The 19,463-nt window shown below is 74.5% G+C and carries 18 protein-coding genes; 12 read left to right on the forward strand and 6 right to left on the reverse strand.

From position 1 onward, the window contains the following. Positions 1 to 12: 12 nt before the first annotated feature. A complete protein-coding gene (locus tag E1165_RS03915) occupies positions 13 to 1,806 on the reverse strand; it encodes a DEAD/DEAH box helicase (protein ID WP_132387759.1) in 1,794 nt (597 codons plus the stop codon). A gap of 70 nt (positions 1,807 to 1,876) precedes the next feature. After that, the gene (locus E1165_RS03920; RefSeq protein ID WP_243704579.1) at positions 1,877 to 2,716 is read right to left on the reverse strand and encodes a hypothetical protein; all 840 of its coding nucleotides are present in this window, start codon (positions 2,714 to 2,716) and stop codon (positions 1,877 to 1,879) included. Between the two features lie 133 nt (positions 2,717 to 2,849). On the opposite strand from E1165_RS03920, the gene E1165_RS03925 reads away from it, so the two are divergent. The 5 genes from E1165_RS03925 (at position 2,850) to E1165_RS03945 (ending at position 7,445) form a co-directional block, all read left to right on the forward strand. Then, positions 2,850 to 4,001, forward strand: a complete 1,152-nt coding sequence (locus tag E1165_RS03925; protein ID WP_243704580.1) for a sensor histidine kinase — start codon at positions 2,850 to 2,852, stop codon at positions 3,999 to 4,001. Beyond that, complete coding sequence (locus E1165_RS03930) at positions 3,998 to 4,603, forward strand: response regulator (protein ID WP_132387763.1); 606 nt, start codon at positions 3,998 to 4,000, stop codon at positions 4,601 to 4,603. The genes E1165_RS03925 and E1165_RS03930 overlap by 4 nt, the downstream gene beginning before the upstream one ends. Positions 4,604 to 4,661: 58 nt before the next feature. Further along, on the forward strand, positions 4,662 to 5,189 hold the full coding sequence (locus E1165_RS03935; protein ID WP_132387765.1) for a 2'-5' RNA ligase family protein: 528 nt from the start codon (positions 4,662 to 4,664) through the stop codon (positions 5,187 to 5,189). Between the two features lie 301 nt (positions 5,190 to 5,490). Then, complete coding sequence (locus E1165_RS03940; RefSeq protein WP_132387767.1) at positions 5,491 to 6,447, forward strand: hypothetical protein; 957 nt, start codon at positions 5,491 to 5,493, stop codon at positions 6,445 to 6,447. Between the two features lie 68 nt (positions 6,448 to 6,515). Further along, positions 6,516 to 7,445 carry a PfkB family carbohydrate kinase gene (locus tag E1165_RS03945; RefSeq protein ID WP_132387769.1) on the forward strand — a complete coding sequence of 310 codons (930 nt, stop codon included), beginning with the start codon at positions 6,516 to 6,518 and terminating at the stop codon, positions 7,443 to 7,445. A gap of 54 nt (positions 7,446 to 7,499) precedes the next feature. On the opposite strand, the gene E1165_RS03950 is transcribed toward E1165_RS03945, so the two are convergent. Beyond that, positions 7,500 to 8,978, reverse strand: a complete 1,479-nt coding sequence (locus tag E1165_RS03950) for an LVIVD repeat-containing protein (RefSeq protein ID WP_132387771.1) — start codon at positions 8,976 to 8,978, stop codon at positions 7,500 to 7,502. Between the two features lie 140 nt (positions 8,979 to 9,118). On the opposite strand from E1165_RS03950, the gene E1165_RS03955 reads away from it, so the two are divergent. After that, positions 9,119 to 9,802: a DUF305 domain-containing protein gene (locus E1165_RS03955; protein ID WP_132387773.1), complete on the forward strand. Its 684-nt coding sequence runs from the start codon at positions 9,119 to 9,121 to the stop codon at positions 9,800 to 9,802. 30 nt (positions 9,803 to 9,832) lie between these two features. On the opposite strand, the gene E1165_RS03960 is transcribed toward E1165_RS03955, so the two are convergent. The 3 genes from E1165_RS03960 to E1165_RS03970 all read right to left on the reverse strand — a co-directional run bounded on the left by E1165_RS03960 (position 9,833) and on the right by E1165_RS03970 (position 12,838). After that, positions 9,833 to 10,039, reverse strand: a complete 207-nt coding sequence (locus E1165_RS03960; protein WP_132387775.1) for a hypothetical protein — start codon at positions 10,037 to 10,039, stop codon at positions 9,833 to 9,835. A gap of 48 nt (positions 10,040 to 10,087) precedes the next feature. Next, positions 10,088 to 11,350: a nucleotide sugar dehydrogenase gene (locus tag E1165_RS03965; protein ID WP_132387777.1), complete on the reverse strand. Its 1,263-nt coding sequence runs from the start codon at positions 11,348 to 11,350 to the stop codon at positions 10,088 to 10,090. A 117-nt stretch (positions 11,351 to 11,467) separates the two neighbouring features. Continuing rightward, complete coding sequence (locus tag E1165_RS03970; protein WP_132387779.1) at positions 11,468 to 12,838, reverse strand: serine/threonine-protein kinase; 1,371 nt, start codon at positions 12,836 to 12,838, stop codon at positions 11,468 to 11,470. Between the two features lie 538 nt (positions 12,839 to 13,376). Here E1165_RS03970 and E1165_RS03975 point away from each other — a divergent pair. The 6 genes from E1165_RS03975 to egtD all read left to right on the forward strand — a co-directional run bounded on the left by E1165_RS03975 (position 13,377) and on the right by egtD (position 19,337). Then, positions 13,377 to 14,009: an RNA polymerase sigma factor gene (locus tag E1165_RS03975; RefSeq protein ID WP_132387781.1), complete on the forward strand. Its 633-nt coding sequence runs from the start codon at positions 13,377 to 13,379 to the stop codon at positions 14,007 to 14,009. Between the two features lies 1 nt (position 14,010). Beyond that, positions 14,011 to 14,805 carry a hypothetical protein gene (locus E1165_RS03980; protein ID WP_243704581.1) on the forward strand — a complete coding sequence of 265 codons (795 nt, stop codon included), beginning with the start codon at positions 14,011 to 14,013 and terminating at the stop codon, positions 14,803 to 14,805. 147 nt (positions 14,806 to 14,952) lie between these two features. Further along, complete coding sequence (egtA, locus tag E1165_RS03985) at positions 14,953 to 16,188, forward strand: ergothioneine biosynthesis glutamate--cysteine ligase EgtA (RefSeq protein ID WP_132387783.1); 1,236 nt, start codon at positions 14,953 to 14,955, stop codon at positions 16,186 to 16,188. Beyond that, complete coding sequence (egtB, locus tag E1165_RS03990; protein ID WP_132387785.1) at positions 16,185 to 17,522, forward strand: ergothioneine biosynthesis protein EgtB; 1,338 nt, start codon at positions 16,185 to 16,187, stop codon at positions 17,520 to 17,522. The genes egtA and egtB overlap by 4 nt, the downstream gene beginning before the upstream one ends. Before the next feature lie 16 nt (positions 17,523 to 17,538). Then, positions 17,539 to 18,285 carry an ergothioneine biosynthesis protein EgtC gene (gene egtC / locus E1165_RS03995; RefSeq protein ID WP_132387787.1) on the forward strand — a complete coding sequence of 249 codons (747 nt, stop codon included), beginning with the start codon at positions 17,539 to 17,541 and terminating at the stop codon, positions 18,283 to 18,285. An 86-nt stretch (positions 18,286 to 18,371) separates the two neighbouring features. Further along, the gene (egtD, locus tag E1165_RS04000) at positions 18,372 to 19,337 is read left to right on the forward strand and encodes an L-histidine N(alpha)-methyltransferase (RefSeq protein ID WP_132387789.1); all 966 of its coding nucleotides are present in this window, start codon (positions 18,372 to 18,374) and stop codon (positions 19,335 to 19,337) included. Positions 19,338 to 19,463: the final 126 nt, after the last annotated feature.

The raw sequence follows: 19,463 nt of genomic DNA on the forward strand, positions 1-19,463 counted from the left end.
GGGGCGTCGGGGTCAGAAGCGGTCCCGCCGGTCGCCGCCGTCGAACTCCCGGCCCCGGCGCTCGCGCCGGTCACCGCCGTCGAACCGGCGCTCATCACCGCCGTCGCCGTCACGATCCCGGCGTACGGTCGCCTTGCGGCCCTTGATGGTGCTGCCGCGCAGCCCGGCGATCACCTCGTCGGCCACCCCGGCCGGCACCTCCACCAGGGAGAACCGGTCGGCGATCTCGATCGAGCCGATGTCCCGCCCGCCGATGCGGGTCTCCCCGGTGATCGCGCCCACCAGATCCTGCGGGCGCACGCCCGCGCGCCGGCCCAGGCCGATGAAGACCTGGGTCGTGCCGCCGGTGCGGGGACGGCCCGGCCGGCGCTCGGCGCCGCGGCCCTCGTGCCCCGGTCGGGTCTCGCGCGCCGGTCGGACCGCGACCTGCGGGATCTCCTCCTCGTCGTCGGAGCCCGGCAGGGCCGCCTCGTGGGCCAGTTTCACCGCCGCGAGCGCGACCTCCATCATGTCGAACTCGTCCGACAGCGACTCCACGATCACCCGGAACGGCTCCAGGTCGTCCTCCAGCAGCGACTCCCGCAGCGCCGCCTGGGTCAGCTCCAGTCGGCGGGTCCGCAGGTCGGCCACCGTCGGGATCTTGTCGATCGCGATCCGCTGCCCGGTCACCCGCTCGATCGTCTTGAGCATCCGGTGCTCGCGCGGTTCGGCGAGGGTGATCGCCACACCCTCCCGGCCGGCCCGGCCGACCCGGCCGATCCGGTGCACGTACGACTCCGGCGCCGACGGCACGTCGTAGTTGACCACGTGGGTGAGCTGTTCGACGTCCAGCCCACGGGCCGCCACGTCGGTGGCGACCAGCAGGTCGGCGGTGCCGGAGCGCAGTCGGCCCATCACCCGGTCCCGCTGCTCCTGGCTCATCCCGCCGTGCAGCGCCTCGGCCCGGTAGCCACGGCCGTTCATCGTCTCGGTGAGCCGGTCCACCTCCTCCCGGCTGCGACAGAAGACGATCGCCGCGGTGGGCGACTCGACGTCGAGGACCCGACCCAACGCGGCCGGCTTGTGCGCCCGGGCCACGATGTACGCGCTCTGCCGGACCCGGGGCGTCTCGCCGGCCACCGTCCGTTCGCGCTCGATCTGGATCCGCACCGGGTCGGTCAGGTGCTGGCGGGCCAGGCCGTCGATGCGGGACGGCATGGTGGCGGAGAAGAGCACCGTCTGCCGCTGCGTGGGGGCGTGCTCCAGGATCGCCTCGATGTCCTCGGCGAAGCCCATGTCGAGCATCTCGTCGGCCTCGTCGAGCACCACCGTGGTCAGGTCGGTCAGCCGCAGCGTGCCCCGGGCGATGTGGTCCAGCGCCCGCCCGGGGGTGGCCACCACCACGTCCACGCCCATGTCCAGCGCCCGGAGCTGCCGGCCGATCGGTTGGCCGCCGTAGATCGGCAACACCCGGGTACCCAGATCCTTGCCGTAGCGGTGGAATGCCTCCGACACCTGCACCGCCAGCTCCCGGGTGGGCACCAGCACCAGCGACACCGGGTTCCCGCCGCTGCGTGCGTCCGGCATCCGTTGCAGCAGCGGCAACGCGAACGCGGCCGTCTTGCCGGTGCCGGTGGCGGCCTGGCCGAGCAGGTCCTGACCGGCCAGCAGCGGCGGGATCGCCTCCCGCTGGATCGGGGTCGGCTCCTCGTAGCCGAGTGCGGCGAGCGCGCCGAGCAGCTCGGCGCGCAGCCCGAGGTCCGCGAAGGCGCTCGCCTCGTCGGGGCCGGTGGAGGTGCGGGGGGTCGGTTCTGGTGCGGAACTCATGGGCAAAGCTTTTCATCACCCCGACCGGCCCGCTGCGGCGACCGCCCACAAACCGTCGTTCCCGCCAGGTTCAGGCCACGATGGCGAGCACCATGGTCAGCCCGACGGCGGTGTCCAGGACCCCGCACCACTCGGCGTACCCGCGGGGCACCACCCGGTTCAGGCGGTGGTGCACGGCGTCCCAGGCGGCGTGGGCCAGCCAGCCGCCGGCCACCAGCCAGCGCGCCGGGCCGTCGTCGGCGACGGCGGCCAGCGCCGCCAGTGTCCCCCACCCGGCCAGGCCGGCCAGCTGGGCCGCCACCGCCCCCCGGTCCTGCCAGCTGCGGCGCGCCGTGCCGGCCGCCAGGAAGCCCAGCGGGAGGACGAGCAGGCTGAGCGGCGGCAGCACCACCGGGTCGAACCAGTTGTCGACCGTCATCAGCAGCGCCAGCCAGGCCGGCCACCGGGCGACCAGCGCCGCGACGACCGGACGCCGAGGCGGCGGAACCGGATGCGCGTGCCGGTGCCGGACCGCCACCACGACCATCGCCGGCACCATCAGCAGGTGGCCGCCGAGCAGCAGGGCGCTCCCGTCGAGCAGCCCGGCGGCGAACGGGACGAACAGCAGCAGGTACGGCACGTACATCGCGGCGACCATCTCGGCGGTGGCCCGGGCGCGGTGGCCCCGGTGCCACATCCACACCGCCATCCCGATCGACATGTCGGTCGCCATGACCAGGGCGGCGACCGCCGGCCGGGCCAGGACGTCGGAGAACTCGAGCGCCGCGCCGGCGGCCTGCCAGAGCGGTTCGAGCAGCAGCATCCCCGCCACCATGGCGAGGGCCATCCCGACCAGGTGCCGCAGCAGGCGGCGGCCGGGGCGGTCCGGGGCAGCGGGCGGGGGCGTGGGTACGACAAGAGTCTCGGACATGTCTCGACCCTGCCGCCGGGCGGCGCGCGGCGACAGGCGCGCCCGTCACGGCACGGGCATGTGGAATCCACGGGTGACCCGTGACGGTCGGCGGGAGGCACGACGGTACCGCCCGGCCCTAGGATCGGCGGACGTGACGGTGGGGGCGACGGGCACGGACCGGCGGCTGGGCCGGGCCCGCCGGGTGGCGCTGGCCTCGCTGGTGGTCAGCGTGGGCTCCGCGCTGCTGCTGCCCGGCGTCGGCCTGACCCGGGAGCCGGACCCGCTTCGCCTGGCGCTGGGCGTGACCGGCCTGGTGGCCTTCGCCGCCGCGCAGGCCGCGGTGCTGCACGCGGCGGTCACCCCATGGCTGGGGCAGCGCCGGCGACACCGGCTCCAGACCGTCCTCGCCGTCGCCGCCGTGGCCACCGTGCCGCTGGTCGGTCCGGTGGCGGCCGGCGTCTGGCCCACCTGGGCGTGGCTCGGCGCGTCACTGGTGGGGATGATGCCGCTGCTGCTGCGTCCCCGCCCCGCGCTGGCCGCCGCGGCGGCGGTCGTCGCGGTCGCGGTCGCGGTGGCCCGGTGGACCGGCGGTTCGGCCTCCGCCGCCGTGGTGATCGCCGGCGGGGTGGGTGCCGGCGTCGCGGCCGTCAACGGGGTGCAGGTGTGGTTCTGGGACCTGCTCGTCGCCGCCCGGCAGGGACAGGAGGCCCGCGCCCGGCTGGCCGCCGCCGAGGAGCGGCTGCGCTTCGCCCGGGACGTGCACGACCTGCTCGGCCACGACCTCACCGTGATCGCGCTGAAGGCGGAACTCGCCGCCCGGCTCGCGCCGGTCGACGCCGGGCGCGCCGGCCGGGAGGCCGTCGAGGTGCAGCGGCTCGCCGGCGCGGCGCTGCACCGGGTCCGGGCGGCGGTGCACGGCTACCGCGCGGTGGACCTCGGCGAGCAGCTTGCCGCCGTGACCGAGGTGCTGCGTTCCTGCGGGGTGCGCTGCCACGTGGACCGGCCCGCCGGCGAGCTGCCCGCGGAGGCCGCCGCCGAACTGGCCGCCGTCCTGCGTGAGGCGGCGACGAACGTGCTGCGGCACAGCCGGGCCGCCTGGTGCCGGATCGAGATCGTACGGGAGGACGGCGCGGTGACGATGACGGTGAGCAATGACGGCGTCGGCGACGCCCGGAAACCCGACGGGCACAGCCACGGGCTGCGCGGACTGGCCGAACGGCTGGCGGCGGCGGGCGGCGGCCTGCGTGCCCGGCGCGAGGACGAGGTCTTCACCCTCGCGGTCACCGTGCCGGCGCACCGGTGATCCGCGTCCTGCTCGCCGACGACGAGGAGCTGATCCGCGAGGCCCTCGCCGCCCTGCTCGGGCTGGAGGGGGACATCGAGGTGGTGGCCCAGGCGGGGGACGGCCGGGGCGCCCTGGACGCCGCCCGGGCACACCGGCCGGACGTGGCCGTGGTCGACCTGGAGATGCCGCCGCCGGGCGGAATCGCACTCGCGGCCGAGTTGGCTCGCGCGCTGCCCCCCTGCGCGGTGGTCATCCTCACCGGGCACGGCCGCCCGGGACACCCGGGTCGGGCGCTGGCCGCGGGGGCGCGCGGCTTCCTGGCCAAGGGCGCCCCGGGCGGCGCCCTCGCCGACGTCATCCGCCGGGTACACGCCGGCGGCCGGTACGTCGACCCGGCCCTGGCCGCCGACGCGCTGACCCTGCCGCCCTGCCCGCTCACCCCGCGGGAGCTGGAGACCCTGCGGCTGGCCGGGTACGGCAGCCCGGTCGCGGTGATCGCCCGGCGTACCCACCTCGCCCCGGGGACGGTGCGCAACCACCTGAGCGCGTGCGTGCAGAAACTCGGGGCGGCCGACCGGGCTGAGGCGGTCCGGATCGCCCGCGAGGCCGGCTGGCTCTAGTCGGGGAGAGCGGACGCCGGGCGTCGCCCGGCTGTCCACCCGCCGATAGCCTGCCCGTGTGCGCACCGTCGAACTGCTCTGCGACCCGCGGCTTGAGGAGAGGGTGCGCGCCGCCTGGGACCGGCTCGCCGTCGCCGGCCTGCCGAGCCTGGCCCGCAACCCCCACCCCACCAACCGGCCGCACCTGACCATGGCCTCGGTCGACGGGTTCCCGCCGGGCGTCACCGGAAGGCTGGCCGACCTCTTCGACGCCGCCCTGCCGCTGCCGGTCCACCTCGACCGGGTGGAGGTGCTCGACGGCAGCGCCCCGCTGGTCTGGCTGGTGCGGCCCACCCCGCGGCTGACGGCGTTGCACGAGGCCGTCCACGAGGTGCTCGCCCGCACCGGCGGGCAGAATCCGTGGCACGCTCCCGGCCGGTGGATTCCGCACCTGAGCCTCGCGCTGCGCTTCCGGGACCACGACCGGCGGCTCGCCCGTGCCCTGACCTGTGTGGACCGGCCGTCGGGCGAGTTCGTCGCCGCCCGCAGCTACGACGCAGACACCCGTACGGTCAGCCCGCTGGGCGCCGGCCTTCCTGACCGCTGACGTTGGTCTACGGCAGGTTCGGCCCCCGGGTACGTCGGCCGCGCCGTTGGCCTGGACCCTGCGCGTCGGCGTCGGCCGTACCGTCGCCGTGCGACGATCGGCCGGTGACCGCGGTCCCCACCGCCGCGGCGGCGCGTACGGGTATCGAGGCCGACCCGACGCTCCTGTCGTACGCCCGGGCGCAGGCGATGAGTCGTACTTGAGGGTATATAAGCGCAGTTCTTATTCCTTTGTCCTTCTGTGTGCTTACGGTGTGTTTCAGAGTCACCACGCCTTGCCGTAGAGGGAGAGGGCCAGTCCCATGCGCGTGCCCAGCCGCAGCTCAGGACACGAGCCGTCCGTCACCTCGCCGGCCCCGGAGCACCGGTCCCTCTCGCCGGCCCGCGCGGTCGCCCGCGTCCTGCCCGACCTCGACGCCTACCGCGAGGCGGTGGCCGACCTGCTGGCCGAGGTCGCGGCGCTGGCCGACGCTCCCGCCACCCCGGCCCGCCAGGTCCTGCTCGACCAGCGGATGCGCGAACCGGCGATCGCCGCCGTGCTCGACGCCACCCCGCAGGGCTTGGTCGGCGCCCGTGAGACGCTGCTGCTGGAGATGGCCCGTTACCAACCGAACCACCGCAATTCGGCTAGCGACCTCACCGACCTGGTCCGGATCTTCCTGCTGTCCCGCGTCGACGTCATGTGGTGGCGCGACGTTCCCACCCTCCTCACCGACGAGCAGGTCAACACCCACCCCGACCTGGTGGACCTGGAATGGCTGCGGCGGCGGGGGTTGCTCGCCTTCCGCTACCAGGAGCAGCCCGGCACGCTGCTCGGCCGGGGGGCGCGGGCGGTCCGCCGTCGGCTTCGGCCCGACGCCACCCCGCACACCGCCGGAGTGCGGTTCCGCCGGGCCCGCCGTGAGATCGTCGCACTCCTCAACGACGTCGCCCGGGAGTTCGACCGGGCCACCCCGGCGGGCACCCCGCCGCTCTGGGTCACCAGCCTGGTCCGCAGCGCCGAGCACCAGTACCAGCTACGCCGCCTCGGGTACACGGCGATGGTGCCCAGCGGCCACTGTCTGGGCTGGGCCGTCGATCTGGAGATGAGCTGGTTCACCCGCTTCGGCGCCCGGGACACCCTCGCCGAGATCCTGCTCGCCCGTCAGGCCGCCGGTGAACTGAACGTGGTCGACGAGGGGCAGGCGTGGCACGTGTGCCTCGCCCCGGCCGCCCGCGCCCGGCTCCGCTCCGCGTACGAAGCCGAGATGGGAGCCTGAGCCGGTGTGCGGGATCGCGTCATGGGCGCGTCGACATGCCCGGCCCGGAGGTGGGTAGTAGGGGCCCCATGGCGGGACCGGACGTGATGGTGGTGGGGCAGATCGCCCGGGACCTGGTGCTCCAGGTGGACGCCGTGCCCGCGGCCTCGGGCACGGCGGCGGTACGGCACCGGCGGGAGCTGCTCGGCGGCAAGGGCGCCAACCAGGCGGTGGGACTGGCCCAGCTCGGTGTCGGCGTCGGCCTGCTGGGCGTGGTCGGCGACGACGAGATCGCCGAGCGGTTGCTGGCCCGGGCCCGGGCCGACGGGGTCGACGTGTCTGCCGTGGTCCGCCGGCCGGACACCCCGACCGGTCTGATCGTCGACCTCGTCGACGCCGACGGGAACTGGCGCTACGTGCAGGACCTGCCCGAGCCGACCCTGCTCACCGCCGAGGACGTGCGCGGGGCCGCCGACCGGTTGCGGGCAGCCCGGGCGGTGCTGGTGCAGTTGCAGCAGCCGCGCGAGGCGGCGCTGGCCGCCGCCCGCATCGCCCGCCAGGCCGGCCGGCTGGTCGTCCTGGACGGCGCGCCCGAGGACCCGTCCCGCGCCGCGGAACTGCTGGTGCTCGCCGATGTGCTGCGTACCGACGCGACGGAGACCGAACTGCTCACCGGCGGTCGCCCGGCGGACGCCGCCGACGGCCGGCGGGCCGCCCGGGAACTGCTCGGGCAGGGCCCGTCGCTGGTCGCCGTCGAGGTCCACGGGGTCGGCAACGCCTTCGCCTGGCCCGACGCCGACCTCTTCGTCCCGCTGAGCGACACGCCGACGGTCGACACCACGGGCGCGGGGGACGCCTTCGTGGCCGGGCTGACCGCCGGACTGTTGGCCGGCGCGCCCCGGCGGTCGTTGGCCCGCCGGGCCGTCGCCGCCGCCGGGGCGACGGTGGGCCGACCGGGTGGGCGTCCGCAGCTGTCCGAGGCGACGATCGAGAGGCAGTTGGCCCGCATCCCCACCTGACGCGCGTCGGCCCGGCCCCCGCGCGGGGACCGGGCCGTCGTCAGGCGGCAGCCCCTACCAGCTGAGGTAGCCGGCCTGGGTCTGCACGTTCAGTTCCTTGACCCGGACCAGGTGGGCCGACCAGGTCCGCCAGTCGTTCAGCTCCAGCACGTCCAGGCCCTTCTGGATGTCACTGGAGTAGATGTGCCCGTTGTAGTAGTACGCCGACCAGGAGCCGGCGGTGGTGAGCTGGGTTTCCGACAGCGGGCCCCGCTCCCAGTACGCGATCTCCTTCGGCTTGGCCGAGTCGGTGAAGTCCCACACCGAGACGCCACCCTGGTACCAGGCCTGCACCATGATGTCGCGGCCGAGCACAGGGATCAGCGAGCCGTTGTGCGCCACGCAGTTCTCGGTGTCGCCGTTGGTGCGCGGGATCTTGTAGTAGCTGCGGAAGAGCATCTTGCGGGCGTCGCCGCGGCCGGTGATGTCGTAGACGGCGTTCGCGCCGCGGTTCGGGCCGACGGCCTCGTTGCAGGTGGCCGCGCTGCCGCCGCCGAGCTCGTCGGTGAAGACCACCTTGGTGCCGGCGTTGTTGAACGTGGCCGAGTGCCAGAACGCGAAGTTCACCGTGTCCCGCACCCGGTTGATCACCCGGGGCGCCTCGCGGTCGCGGATGTCCAGCAGGATGCCGTCGCCCATGCAGGCGCCGGCGGCGATGTCCTTCGCCGGGTACGCGGTGATGTCGTGGCATCCGGTGGTCGCCGAGGCCTTCCCGGGAACGCCCTCGTACCCGCCGTCGTCGGGGAAGAGGTTCGGGGTGGCCACCACGGCGGCGTCGGTGGGCTTCTTCAGCGGCACCTTGACGATGGAGATGGAGTCGTGCGGCGGCTGGCAGTCCGGGAATTCGTCCCGCGGACTGTACGACGAGACGTACAGGTAAACCGTCTTGCGGTCCTTGCCGGGGACGAGGGTGTGGGTGTGCGAGCCGCAGGCGGTCTCCACCGACTTGATGTAGCGCGGCGCGGTCTTGTCGCTGATGTCGAAGACCTTGATGCCCTCCCAGGACTCCTTCTTGGCGGCCGACTGCGAGGTGCTGTTGCAGGAGTCGTCGCTGCGGGAGGAGTCGGTGGACAGGAAGAGCAGGTTGCCGTAGACGGAGATGTCGTTCTGCGAGCCGGGGCAGAGCACCTGCGACACGATCTTCGGGGCGCTGGGCCTGCCGATGTCGTAGATGACGAATCCGTTGTAGTTGCCGGCGAAGGCGTACCGCCCCTGGAAGGCGATGTCGGTGCCGAGGGCGCTCGCGGTGTCGAACGGCGCCTGCTTGGGCAGGTTGGCGATCTGGCGCAGGTTGGGGCTGCTGGAGATCTCGTCGACGCCGAGGCCGGGGTCGTTCGTGGCCGGCGCGGCGGCGACCGCGGTGACCGCCTCCGCGTCGGGCGTCGCGGCCGCGCTGCTGGCAGGGGCGGTGGTGAGGCTGGCCGCCAGCAGGCCGGTGGCGACGACGCTGAGGATCCGCAGCCGCCGTCGTCGGTGGAGGGTGAGACTGATCATCGGCAGAGCCCTTCGGGCAGGGGGTGATGATGCTCGACACCCTACTATCCGACGAGGATCGTCGATGTGAGTCGGGTCACACTTTGGGACTGTCGTCAATGGATACGATCGGCGTGACCTCGACCGGAGGGGGAACCCGCATGACCGCCCGACGTGGACGGATCCTGCTCGTCGTCACACTCTCGGCCGTGCTGCTGGCGGCGCTGGGCTTCACGCTGCGCCCCACCGACCGGCGCGCCGCCGTGAGCGCCGGGTCGACCGCCGTCGTGTCACCGCCCCCGGCGTCGGTCGACGGGCCCCCGGTCATCGTGCCCGGCCGCCCCGGCGAGTCCGCCGCCGCCCGTCCCGCGCACGAGGTCCGCGCCACCGCGCCGCCCCACTACAACTCCCTCGACGTCTGGTTCGTCCGGATGATGATCCCGCACCACGAGCAGGCCCTGGAGATGGCCCAGCTCGTACCGGACCGGGCCGCCAGCCCGGGGATCAAGGCGATCGCCGAGCGGATCAGGGGTGCCCAGGGTCCGGAGATCGGCATGATGCGCGGCTGGCTCGACTCCCGTGGCCTCTCGGCGGAGGTACCCGGCCACGACCACGGCACGATGCGTGGCATGCAGTCGCCCGAGGCGGTCCGCCGGCTCGCCGCCGCCCGGGGCGCCGACTTCGACCGGCTCTTCGTGCGGATGATGACCGAGCACCACCAGGGTGCGGTGACCATGGCCACGGACCTGCTCGGCGTGGGCGCGGACCAGCAGCTCAACGAGTTCGCCAACTCGGTCGCCACCGAGCAGGCCGTCGAGATCGACCGGATGCGCGCGCTGCTCTGACCCACCCGGGCGGGCTTCCGGACGGTCAGCTCAGTCCGGCGGGCCGACCGGGCTGCCGGACGACTCGGCAACGCTGGGCACCCCGTCGGTGTGCGGCTCGGCGAACCGGTCGCGGGCCAGCCGTTGGTGGTCGGCGTCCAGGTCGCCCGGCTCACCCGTGTCGGGCTCGGCCATCGTGTCCGGGTCGATCGAGCCGGGGTCGGCGACGTTCTCGGTGCCGGCGTGCGGAAGGGTCATGCCCGGGTCCGTACCCCGCCGGAGGCGCCGTCAACCGCGTCGACCGGATCAGAGCCGCTCCACCACCGCGCCCCGGCACCGGTTGCGACTGTCGAAGACGTACCGGGCGTGCCGGGCCACCAGGTCATAGTCGAAGCAGTCGTGGTCGGTCACCACCACCACCGCGTCCGCCTGGGCGATCTCCTGTTCGGTCAGGTCGACCACCAGCACCCCGGCGGGAATCTGGCCCGGTTCGGCGTACGGCTCGACCGCCCGGATCTCGGCGCCGAGCGCCCGCAGTTGCCGTACCACGTCGACGGCGGGGGAGTCACGCATGTCCCCGGTGTTGCGCTTGTAGGCCAGCCCGAGCAACAGCAGGCGGGCGCCGTTGACCGACCGGCCGTGCCGGTTGAGCCCGGCCGTCACCCGCTGGGCGACGTGCTCGGGCATCTGGTGGTTGATGTCGTCGGCCAGCTCGATGAACCGGAACCGCCGCCCGAGGGTGCGCTTGACCTGCCAGGAGAGGTAACAGGGGTCGATCGGCAGGCAGTGCCCGCCGACGCCGGGTCCGGGCCGGAACGACATGAAGCCGAACGGCTTGGACGCGGCGGCGTCGATCGCCTGCCACACGTCGATGCCGAGGTGGTGCGACACCACCGCCAGCTCGTTGATCAGGGCGATGTTGACCTGGCGGAAGGTGTTCTCGATCAGCTTGGTCAGCTCGGCCACCCGGGTCGAGTCGACCGGCACCGTGCGCTCCACCAGCCGCCGGTAGAAGCCGTCGACCCGGCGCAGCGACTCCGCGTCCACCCCGGAGACCACCTTCGGGGTGTTCTCCAACCGCCAGGTCCGGTTGCCCGGGTCGATCCGCTCCGGACTGTAGCCGAGGTGGAAGTCGCCGGGGCTGCGCAGCCCGCTCGCCGCCTCCAGCAGGGGCCGCAGCAGCTCCTCCGTGGTACCCGGGTAGGTGGTGGACTCCAGCACCACGGTGCAGCCGGGGCGCACGTACGAGCCGATGCCACGGCCGGCGTGCTCGACGTAGCTGAGGTCCGGTGCCCCGTCGCGCAGTGGGGTGGGGACGGTGATGACGCAGATGTCGAAGCCCTCCGCGTCGGCGTACTCGGTGCTCGGCCGGTACCTGCCGCTGGCCAGTGCCCGGCCGAGCCGGGCGACCGGGATGTCCTCGACGAACGACCGACCGGTGGCGAGCTGCTTGACCCGGTCGGCGTCCACGTCGAGCCCGACCACGTCCAGGCCCGCCTCGACGGCGCGCATCGCGAGCGGCAGGCCGACGTACCCCTGACCGATGACGACGAGTTTCTCAGTGCCCACGCTGGCTCCTGCGACAGAATCCGATGGTCCTGTCGCAGCGTAGACATCCTATGTCGATGTTTGTCCCATTTAGCGCTAACGCGTTTTCTGCTCGTGTCAGCGATCAGGCGACAACGGTCAGTTGCCGGCGGGCGGTGGATCCCCGGCCGGCGGTGTCGTGGTGGGCGGCGGGTCCGCGGCGCCGGTGGTGGGCGGTGGCTGGGCCGGCCCCGTGCTGGTCGGCGCGGGGGGCGTGGGCGACGGCGTGCCCGAGGGCGACGCCTCGGGCGAGCCGGACGGCTGGGGCGACGGGCTCACGCTCGGCGTGGGCGACGGCCGGGTGCCCTGGTTTCCGTCGCGGTCGGGCCGGCTCGGCTGGCGGCTCTCGCTCTCCTCGGCGACGACCGGCAGGTGCGCCGGGCCGCTCGGCACGGCACTGGTCGGCGTGCTCTTGATGTCGGTGGCCCGGTCGCCGGCGTCCTTGGTGGCACCCAGCGCGGCGCCGAGCGCGGTGAGCGCGACCAGCACCGCGGCCAGCGCCCCGGCCAGGGAACCTCGCCGGCCCCGACCCCGGCGAGGTGCGGCCACGGTCGCCGCCGGAAGCGCCGGGACGGCGTTGCGGGTGCTGGTCCGGCCGGCAGCCGGCACCGGGGCCACCAGGGCGGTCGGCGCGGCGCTGTCGTCGCCGAGCGCCGTCTGGGCCGCCGCGGCCATCTCCGCGCCGCTGGCGAACCGGTCCGCCGGATCCTTGGCCAGCGCGCGGGCCACCAGAGACTGCACCGACGCCGGGATGTCGGCCGGAAGCGCGGGCGGCTCGTCGTCCAGGTGGCGTACCGCCACCTGGAGGGGGTTGTCGCCGGTGAAGGGCGGGGTGCCGGTCAGGCAGCAGTAGGTGACCGCGCCCAGCGCGTAGATGTCGGTGGCACCGGAGACGGGCCGCCCCGCGGCCTGCTCGGGGGCCATGTAGAGCGCCGTGCCCGGCACCGCGTTGGTACTGGTGATGCTGGTCACGTTGGTCGACCGGGCGACGCCGAAGTCCACCAGGACCACGGTGCCGTCCTCCTGCACCAGCAGGTTGCTCGGCTTGACGTCCCGGTGCACGATGCCGCCGGCGTGCGCGGCGTGCAGCGCCTGGGCCGCCTGCGCCACGATCGACATGGTCTCCTCGACGTCGAGGTGTCCGGCGGTCTCGATCCGTCGGGACAGCGGCTCACCGTCGACGAACTCCATGACGAGGTAGTCGGCCCGCCCACCGTCGTCCAGGCGGTCCTCGCCGCAGTCGAAGACCTGCACGATGCCCGGATGGCGCAGCGCCGCCATGATCCGTGCCTCGGCACGGAAGCGGGCGATGAAGTCGGGGTCGGAGACGAGCGCCGGCAGCAGCACCTTCACCGCGACCCGGCGACCCAGGACGAGGTCGGTGGCACGCCAGACGTCGCCCATGCCGCCGGTGGCGACACGTTCGTCGAGGCGGTAGCGACCGCTGAGCACGACCTCCGATGACAACACCTCAATACCGTACCCAGAGGTCGCGAGAAGGACTCACGGCGATACCCGGGGGTCCCGTCGGGCGGACCAGCCCACCGCCGGTGCCGACGGCCCGCGCGAACCGCTGGGTGACGACCTCCTGACGCCACGTCACGATGCCGGGAGGGCGGGTGCGTAGGCTGGGTCGCGACGACCTCCCCGGGCACCCCGCCCGCCGCGCGGCAGCGTCCGGCGGCCCGTCCGTGTTACGTCGACTCGCCGCCGACGGAGGTAGACATTTCTCACTGCGTCGGGACGCGTCCTCGGCTTGTCCCCCCGCCGATCCGCTCCTAGCGTTAGCCCGACCCTGGCCGGCCCACGGTGCCGGTACGGCATCCGCGCCGACGGCCGTACCGCCGCGGCGGGGGTACAGACATGCCGCCCGGGCCTGCCGGTACGGGCGCGATCCGGGTCAGCGGGGGGCTGATGGTGCGCGACGGGTCCGGTTGCCGGGCCGGAGGTGCGACGACGTGCCTCCTCGGGGCGTGGCCACGGGCTGGGCGGCGGGAACGGCGGACGCATGACCGGTGAGCTGACCGAGGCGGTGGCCGCCGCGCAGGCCGGTGATGAGGGCGCCTTCCGCTATCTCTACCGCAGCCTCCAGCCGGGTCTGTTGCGTTACCTCACCGTGCTCGTCGGGCCGGACGCCGAGGACGTCGCGTCGGAGACCTGGTTGCAGATCTCCCGGGACCTGCCCCGCTTCACCGGTGGCGAGTTCCGCGCGTGGACGGTCACCATCGCCCGCAACCGGGCCATGGACCACCTTCGCCGCCAGCGACGCCGCCCCACGGTGCCGGTGCCGGTGCAGGCGCTGAGCGAGATGGCCGGTGACCTCGACACGGCCGAACGGGCCGGTGAGACCATCGGGACCGAGGCGGCGCTGGCGCTCATCGCCACACTGCCACCCCGTGAGGCGGAGGCGGTGCTGCTGCGGGCGGTGGTCGGGCTGGACGCCGAGACGGCCGGGCGGGTGCTCGGGCGGCGGGCGGGTGCGGTCCGAACCGCCGCGCACCGGGGACTGCGTCGGCTGGCCGCGCTGCTGGACCGGCAGGACGCGTCCCGGCCGGCGGAGGCCGAGCAGCCGGCCACCCCGCCACTGCCCCGACGCGGCCAACGGGCGCCCGACGCCCGCGCCGAGCCGGCGGACGGATGACGTGAGGGGACACTGGATGGACTTCCGCCGCTCCGACCGCTCCGGCCGTCCCGTGGACCGGGCCGAGGCCGAGCGGCTGCTCGACGCCGCCGCGGCCCCAGCGGCCGGCGACGCCGATCCGCTCGCCCGCCTGCTCCACGCCGCCGCGGCCCCGTCCCGTCCCGCCGAGATGGCCGGAGAGGAGGCGGCGCTCGCGGCGTTCCGGTCCGCCCGCGCCGCCGGGCCGGCCGCCGACCCACCCCGCCGTCGGCGTGGCATCACCACAGGCCTGGTGACGTGGGTCGCCGGCATCGTGACGCTCGCCGCCGCGGGCGTCGCCTTCGCCGCCGTGACCCGCGACCGGCCGGCCGACCCGCAACCGCCGGCCGGCCCGCCCGCGTCGCTGCCCGAGCCGGCAGCCGTTCCCGCCGACGGCGGCGACAGCGGCGGACCGACCACCCCGGCCGGCGGGTCCGCGACCGCCGTACCCACCGCCACGCCCGTCGGCGTCCCCTCTCCGGGCGCCACCTCCGGACAGCCGACCCCGACGGGCACGCCGGCCCTGCCGGTTGGTCCGAGTGCCTCCGCCAGCCCGGGCGTCCCGGCCGGCGATCCCCGGTTCCGGGGCCAGTGCCGCGCGTACCTCGCCAAGTCGGCACGGCAACGGGAGAAGATCCTGACCACTCCGGCTTTCGTCGATCTCGTCGCGGCGGCCGGCGGCGCGGACCGGGTGGAGGCGTACTGCCAGCGGCTGCTCGACAGCGGCGCCTCCGCGTCACAGTCGCCCACCGCCGACCCGACCGGCGTGGACGACTAGTCGAAAAGACTTCACACAGGTTTCGTCCCGTCCGCCTCACCGGATACGGTCGGCTAGGCAAATCATGGTCTGGCCACAGGGGCCGGTCGAGCGCCGCTCCGGCCGCCCGTGGTCGCGGTGCGACCGAGCGTCGGAGGGGGACATCTCGTGGTGACGTCGCCGGAACTGGAGCGGACGACGGTGCTGCGGGATCAGGGGTCCGCCGCGGCGCACATCGGCCGGATCTGCTTCAAGACCGGTCCGCCCGTGCACACCGGCGTCGAACTGGAATGGACCGTGCACGACGCCACCGACCCCGCTCGGCCGGTGGACCGGGAGCGGTTGCGGGCGGCGCTGGGGCGACACAGCCCCCTCACCCTGGACAGCACCAGCCCCGCCCTGGCGCTCCGGCACGGCAGCAGCGTGACCGTGGAGCCCGGCGGGCAGGTGGAGGTGTCCAGCGCGCCGCGCCCCTCGGTCGCCGCGCTGATCCTGGCCACCGAGGCCGACATCGCCGAACTGGCCGCCATGCTGGCGCGGGCGGGCCTGGTCCTCGGCCGCACCGGCATCGACCCGTGGCGGGCTCCCCGCCCGGTGCTGGAGACCGCCCGCTACCGGGCCATGCGCTGCGTCTTCGACCGCCGGGGCCCGGCCGGACGGACCATGATGTACAGCACCGCCGGCCTGCAGGTCTGCCTCGACGCGGGGGAGCCGGCCGACCTGGCGCTGCGCTGGGCGACCCTGCACGCGGTCGGTCCGCCGCTGGTGGCCGCCTTCGCCACCGCCGACCGGCACGCCGGACACCACACCGGGTGGGCGTCCGCGCGGATGGCGGCCTGGCTGGCGATCGACCCGGCCCGTACCCGGCCGGTCTGGTCGCCGGACCGGCCGGACGAGGACCCGGTCGCGGCCTGGACCCGGTACGTCCTGACCGCGCCGCTGCTCTGCCTGCGGCAGGACGGCGCGGACTGGACGCCGCCGCCGGGGGTGACCTTCGCCGACTGGATCGACGGGGCGCTTGCCCGGCCACCCACCACCGACGACCTGGAATACCACGTCAGCACCCTCTTCCCGCCCGTGCGGCCCCGCGGCTACCTGGAGGTGCGTTATCTGGACGCCCAGCCCGGCACCGACTGGCGGCTCCCGCTGGCCGTGCTGACCGCGCTGCTCGCCCGGCCCGAGACGGCCCGTGCGGCCCACGCCGTCGCCGCGCCGGCAGCCGGCCGCTGGCAGGCCGCCGCCCGGCACGGCCTGGCCGATCCGCCGGTGGCGACCGCGGCGGCAGCCCTGCTGGACCTGGCCCTGGCCACCCTGCCCGAACTGGACCTGCCGGCGCGGACCCACGAGCAGACACGTAGCGGAATACGGCGGCGACGTGCCGCCGCGGAGAGGGGGCACCGGTGACCACGACCGAGCGACCGGGCGCGGAGGCGGAACGGCTGCGCAGCCGCATCGCGGCGGAACTGGACCGCACCCGGGCCCGGACCACCCTGCTCACCGAGGTGGTCGACGAGGACGACCTGATGCGTCAGCACTCGCCACTGATGTCCCCGCTGGTCTGGGACCTGGCCCACGTCGGCAACCAGGAGGAGCTGTGGCTGGTCCGTGACGTGGGCGGCCGCGAACCCGTCCGGCGGGACATCGACGACCTGTACGACGCGTTCAAGCAGCCCCGCAGGGACCGGCCGGCGCTGCCGCTGCTCAAGCCGGCGGAGGCGCGCACCTACCTGGCGACGGTCCGCGACAAGGTGTACGACCTGCTGGACGGCGTCCGTTTCACCGACCGTCCGCTGGTCGTCGACGGGTTCGCCTTCGGCATGGTCGTGCAGCACGAGCAGCAGCACGACGAGACCATGCTCGCCACCCACCAGCTGCGCTCCGGTCCCGCCGTGCTGGACGCCCCGCCGCCACCCGAGCCGCGCGCCCGGGTCGGCGGCGAGGTGCTGGTGCCGGCCGGACCGTTCACCATGGGCACCTCCACCGACCCGTGGGCGCTGGACAACGAGCGCCCCGCGCACACCGTCGACCTGCCCGCGTACGTCATCGACGCCGCGCCGGTCACCAACGGCCGGTACGCCGAGTTCATCGCCGACGGCGGGTACGACGACCCGCGCTGGTGGAGTGCGGCCGGCTGGCGTCACCGTACCGAGGCCGGACTCGCCGCGCCGCTGCACTGGCGGCGGGACGGGGACGGTTGGGCGTACCGGCGGTTCGGCCGCTGGTCGCCGGTGCGCGCCGACGAGCCGGTGGTGCACGTCTGCTTCCACGAGGCGGAGGCCTTCGCGACCTGGGCCGGCCGGCGGCTGCCCACCGAGGCCGAGTGGGAGAAGGCGGCCCGCTGGGATCCGATCACCGGTCGGTCCCGGCGGTACCCGTGGGGCGACGAGGACCCCACCGCCGACCACGCGAACCTGGGGCAGCGGCACCTCTGGCCGGCGCCGGTGGGGGCGTACCCGGCCGGGGCGTCCCCGCTCGGGGCGCACCAGCTGATCGGGGACGTCTGGGAGTGGACCTCGACCACCTTCCGCGGCCACCCCGGCTTCACCGCCTTCCCGTACCGGGAGTACTCCGAGGTCTTCTTCGGCGACGACTACCGGGTGCTGCGGGGCGGCTCGTTCGGCACCGACCGGTCGGCCTGCCGGGGCACCTTCCGCAACTGGGACTACCCGATCCGGCGGCAGATCTTCAGCGGCTTCCGCTGTGCCCGCGACGCCCGACCCGAGGAGGCGCAGGGGTGACCGGGGGTGGTCGCTGATGTGTCGGCACCTGGCCTACCTGGGGCCACCGGTCAATCTGCGTGCCCTGCTGTTCGACCCGCCGCACTCGCTGGTACGGCAGTCGTGGCAGCCGCGGGACATGCGCGGCGGCGGCACGATCAACGCCGACGGCTTCGGCGTCGGCTGGTACCCGGGCGAGAACGACCCGGTGTGTTACCGGCGGGCCCGGCCGATCTGGGGTGACCGCACCCTGCCGGCGCTGGCCGAGGTCACCACGGCCGGGGCGGTGCTGGCCGCGGTCCGTTCCGCTACCGTCGGTATGGCGGTGCAGGAGTGCGCGGCAGCGCCGTTCGCCGAGGGCCGCTGGCTGTTCAGCCACAACGGGGTGGTCCGGGGCTGGCCGGATTCGGTGGTGTCGCTGGCCGCCGCCCTGCCGGTGCGTGACCTGCTCACCCTCGACGCGCCGACCGACTCCGCGTTGCTCTGGGCGCTGCTGCGGCACCGGCTCCGGGCCGGCGTGGACCCGGCGGAGGCGGTCGCCGCGACGGTGGTCGAGGTGGCGAGGGCAGCCCCCGGGTCCCGGCTGAACCTGCTGCTCACCGACGGCCGGACCGTGGTGGGCACCGCCGTCGGGCACGCGTTGTCGGTCCGCGCCACCCCGGGCGCGGTGGTGCTGGCCTCCGAGCCGCACGACGACGACCCGGGCTGGCGACCGGTGCCGGACGGGCAGGTGGTGGTGGCGACCCCGACCGTGGTGCGCGCGCGTGCCCTGTGGGGCGCCTGACGCCGTGGCGCCGCCGCGCTGGGGTCACCCCCGGCCACGGGCGGTGGTGAAGTCAGGGACATCTCGGCCGACGGAAGGGACACCTCATGAGCGCGGAGCCATTGGAGATCTACCTGAAGGAGCAGGACCTCGGCCGTGGCCTGCGGGAGGACGTACGGGTCGGACTGACCGCCGACCCGAAGTGGTTGCCACCGAAGTGGTTCTACGACGCCCGGGGCAGTGAGCTGTTCGAGGAGATCACCCGGCTGCCGGAGTACTACCCGACCCGGGCCGAGCGGACGGTGCTGGTTGAGCGGGCCGTCGAGATCGCCGGGCTGACCGGCGTGAAGACGCTGATCGAGCTGGGCTCGGGTTCCTCGGAGAAGACCCGCCTGCTGCTGGACGCGTTCACCCGGCGCGGCGGGTTGGGCACCTTCGTGCCGCTGGACGTGTCGGTGAGCGCGCTGCGGGGGTCCACCGAGCAGATCGCGACGGACTACCCGGGGCTACGGGTACGCGGCATCGTCGCGGACTTCACCCGGCACCTGGACCGGTTGCCCCCGGGCGGCCGGCGGCTGGTGGTCTTCCTCGGCGGGACCATCGGCAACCTGTTGCCCGACGAGCGGGCCGGTTTCCTGGCCGCCATGCGCGCGGCGCTGGAGGAGGGGGACTGGCTGCTGGTCGGCACCGACCTGGTCAAGGACCCCGGCGTGCTGGTACCCGCCTACGACGACGCCGCCGGGGTGACCGCCGAGTTCAACCGCAACGTGTTGCGGGTGGTCAACCGGGAGCTGGGCGCGGACTTCGTGCCGGAGGCGTTCACCCACGTGGCGCTCTGGGACGCCGAGCAGGAGTGGATCGAGATGCGGCTGCGCGCCCAGCGCCCGATGCGGGTCCGGGTGCTCGACCTGGACGTCGCCTTCGCCGAGGGCGAGGAGTTGCGGACCGAGATCTCGGCGAAGTTCCGCCCGGAGCGGATCGCGGCGGAGCTGGCGACGGCCGGGTTCACCGGCGAGCGCTTCTGGACCGACCCGGACGGCCTCTTCGGTGTCACCCTGGCCCGCGCCACCTGACGGTCGACCCGACCTGCCGCAGGTCGCGCCAGCGGCAGAGCCCCCCGGTCCGGCGGGTCACCGCCCGCGACGATCGAGAAGCCCGAACACGGCCTTCCCGATGGTGGCGCGGGCGGGGTCCGGGGC

Source organism: Micromonospora sp. KC723 (assembly GCF_004348595.1).
Taxonomy (GTDB): domain Bacteria; phylum Actinomycetota; class Actinomycetes; order Mycobacteriales; family Micromonosporaceae; genus Micromonospora.

Bases quoted from the DNA above. Each gene is read 5' to 3' on its own strand.
- E1165_RS03915 (WP_132387759.1), bottom strand. From the start codon at position 1,806: ATGAGTTCCGCACCAGAACCGACCCCCCGCACCTCCACCGGCCCCGAC.
- E1165_RS03920 (WP_243704579.1), bottom strand. From the start codon at position 2,716: ATGTCCGAGACTCTTGTCGTACCCACGCCCCCGCCCGCTGCCCCGGAC.
- E1165_RS03940 (WP_132387767.1), top strand. From the start codon at position 5,491: ATGCGCGTGCCCAGCCGCAGCTCAGGACACGAGCCGTCCGTCACCTCG.
- E1165_RS03945 (WP_132387769.1), top strand. From the start codon at position 6,516: ATGGCGGGACCGGACGTGATGGTGGTGGGGCAGATCGCCCGGGACCTG.
- E1165_RS03950 (WP_132387771.1), bottom strand. From the start codon at position 8,978: ATGATCAGTCTCACCCTCCACCGACGACGGCGGCTGCGGATCCTCAGC.
- E1165_RS03955 (WP_132387773.1), top strand. From the start codon at position 9,119: ATGACCGCCCGACGTGGACGGATCCTGCTCGTCGTCACACTCTCGGCC.
- E1165_RS03960 (WP_132387775.1), bottom strand. From the start codon at position 10,039: ATGACCCTTCCGCACGCCGGCACCGAGAACGTCGCCGACCCCGGCTCG.
- E1165_RS03975 (WP_132387781.1), top strand. From the start codon at position 13,377: ATGACCGGTGAGCTGACCGAGGCGGTGGCCGCCGCGCAGGCCGGTGAT.
- egtC (WP_132387787.1), top strand. From the start codon at position 17,539: ATGTGTCGGCACCTGGCCTACCTGGGGCCACCGGTCAATCTGCGTGCC.
- egtD (WP_132387789.1), top strand. From the start codon at position 18,372: ATGAGCGCGGAGCCATTGGAGATCTACCTGAAGGAGCAGGACCTCGGC.